The sequence below is a fragment of the Parasphingorhabdus sp. genome (assembly GCF_049667325.1).
In the GTDB taxonomy this organism is placed as follows: Bacteria; Pseudomonadota; Alphaproteobacteria; order Sphingomonadales; family Sphingomonadaceae; genus Parasphingorhabdus.
In genome coordinates this window covers 1-2,391 of the sequence record NZ_JBATHY010000298.1, presented here as the reverse complement: position 1 = coordinate 2,391, position 2,391 = coordinate 1, and the positions used below count along the sequence as shown (strand labels likewise).

At 54.2% G+C, this 2,391-nt stretch carries 2 protein-coding genes and 1 pseudogene; all 3 read right to left on the bottom strand.

All coding sequences use genetic code 11. The features are described 5' to 3' along the window. Positions 1-194: pseudogene (locus WBM93_RS13095) on the bottom strand (leucyl aminopeptidase family protein); the annotation flags it as partial. A gap of 39 nt (positions 195-233) precedes the next feature. Further along, the gene (locus WBM93_RS13090; RefSeq protein ID WP_424432306.1) at positions 234-1,748 is read right to left on the bottom strand and encodes a flavin-containing monooxygenase; all 1,515 of its coding nucleotides are present in this window, start codon (positions 1,746-1,748) and stop codon (positions 234-236) included. 55 nt (positions 1,749-1,803) lie between these two features. Beyond that, positions 1,804-2,136 (bottom strand): PilZ domain-containing protein, encoded by a 333-nt coding sequence (locus WBM93_RS13085; RefSeq protein WP_424432305.1) that lies wholly within the window; start codon positions 2,134-2,136, stop codon positions 1,804-1,806. Between the last annotated feature and the right edge of the window lie 255 nt (positions 2,137-2,391).

Here is a 2,391-nt window from a genome sequence, read left to right as displayed (position 1 = left end):
TCGCTCTTGCCGCCGATCGGTGGCAGCAGCAGATAGGAGTCGGGATTGGCGACGAAGCGATAGGCCGCCACTATCGCCCTGATGCTCTCGGGTTGCCCTTTCAGCCAGTCTTCGAAATTATTCACATCCAGTATCTGGATGGTGCGAGCTGGCTGGCCGGAATCGGCCTCTATCAGTGGCTTAAAATCAGTCATTTGATCGCTATAGCTACAGATCAGGCCAAGTGCGAGCGTCTATTCCGCAGCAATGACTTCTGCTTCTGTTTGCTTGTCCGGAAGACGGACCGCCGCCACACCGGGCCTGGAAAAGACCATGGCCCCGTCATTCACAGCCTTGTACCGGAGATTGATGATGTCCTTCGGAAAATTTTGATTCAGGCGCCAGGGTTTGCGATCGCCCTGTTTCGGCAAATTCTTGATCGCCCGCTGGACATAGCCCGAGGTAAAATCGAGCATCGGTTCTGTTCCCATCAAACCGTCGGATGGCAAGGTCGGGGTCGCAATGGGCGTACCGTTCTTGTCCATGAAATTCAGCAGTCGGCAGACATATTCACTGGTCAGGTCGGCTTTCAACGTCCAGCTGGCGTTGGTGTAGCCCATCGTCATCCCGAAATTGGGAATGCCGGAGAACATAACGCCCTTGTAATTGATTTTTTCACCAAAATTGACAAGTCGACCGTCAACCGAAACGGTCGCGCTACCCCCAGTAAGCATTTTCAATCCCGTGGCGGTTACGATGATGTCCGCCGCGAGAGTCTTTCCGGATTTCAGCTTGATGCCGTCCTTTGTGAATGTTTCAATCTGATCGGTAACGATCGATGCTTTGCCGGATTTGATGGATTTGAACAAATCGCTGTCGGGAACCAGGCACAATCGCTGATCCCAAGGATTATAGCGCGGAGTGAAATTCGTCATGTCAACGTCCGGGCCCATTTCCTCCCGCACCATTTTGAGCAGCCTGTCCTTGAAACCCTCAGGCTTCGTGCGAGCCAGATTGAATGTAAACAGGCCCCACAGCACATTTTTCCAGCGCGTAAGCAAATAGGCAAGCTTGGCCGGCAGGACTTTTCTGAACCGCAACGCCCATTTGTCCTCTCCCGGCAGCGAAACGATATAGGTAGGGGAACGCTGCAGCATGGTGATATGTGCCGTTGTCTCCGCCATTGAGGGAATCAGTGTTACCGCCGTTGCCCCACTGCCGATCACAACAACTTTCTTGCCAGCAAAGTCCAGATCCTCGGGCCAGAATTGCGGGTGGACAATCTGTCCGGCAAAATCGGATTTGCCGGGAAAATCGGGACTATGGCCTTCCTCATAGCTATAATAGCCGGAGCACATGTGGAGGAAATTGCATTTGACAGTGCTGATCGAACCATCGCCATGCCGGAGGCTGACCGTCCACAAAGCGTCTCCGCTCGACCAGCTGGCATCCACCACTTTGCGGTTGAACCGGATCTTGTCCTCCAGATCATATTCGTCGACGGTTTCGTTTAGATATTTGAGGATCGACGGCGCGTCGGCGATGGCTCTGCGCGCGGTCCAGGGTTTGAAATTATAGCCCAGCGTGTACATGTCGCTGTCCGACCGGATACCGGGATAACGGAACAGGTCCCATGTCCCGCCGAGCCGCTCTCGTGCCTCGATAATCGCAAAGCTTTTGCCGGGGCATCTTTTGGTCAGGTGGACCGCGGCGCCAATACCGGACAGGCCAGCACCGACGATCAGGACATCAAGAATCTCATTTTCCATCCAGCCACCCTACTGACATGAATGTTAGTTGGCAAGTGAGGGGATTTAGGCGCTCCTATTCGCTGATCAATGTCAGCGAACGAAACAGGCTCTGGTCGAGGGTTCCGTCAAAACGGCAGCCGATATGGCCATCCTTGCACCAAATCGTGGTTGCTCCGATCGGGCTGCTGCCGTCGAAGCGCAGCCAGAGGCGAGTGCCCTTGGCAAGTTTGGTTTCACAGGCCACGCGGCAACCATATACCGAAATGTCTACCAGTTCGCCTGCCTTGGCCGGTTTGCCTTGCTGCCTGATTGCGGCGCGCTGTATCTGGACAGAATGGCGGAACACCTTGCGCTGTTCGATCTGCGCCGGTTTCACTGTGCGATATTGCGAATTCATATAGCCCATGTCAGCCCCTCGAAGAAGAGCTTAGCTAATTCTACTCAACAAAACGTTAAACAAACAGAAGATGATTCCAATTCCTGCCGTCAATCGGCAAGACTATTCCGCGGCCTCGAGAGTCGCCTCGTTTTCGCCCTCGGCTCGCTGAGAATTTGGGCCATAAAACTGGATCACGCCGTCATCGACCGGATCGTTGAGCAGGACATTCCTGTCGAACAGATAGTCCTGGTTGAGCTTCCACGGCATCGCGGTGCTGTTGCG

Bases quoted from the DNA above. Each gene is read 5' to 3' on its own strand.
- WBM93_RS13090 (WP_424432306.1), bottom strand. From the start codon at position 1,748: ATGGAAAATGAGATTCTTGATGTCCTGATCGTCGGTGCTGGCCTGTCC.
- WBM93_RS13085 (WP_424432305.1), bottom strand. From the start codon at position 2,136: ATGGGCTATATGAATTCGCAATATCGCACAGTGAAACCGGCGCAGATC.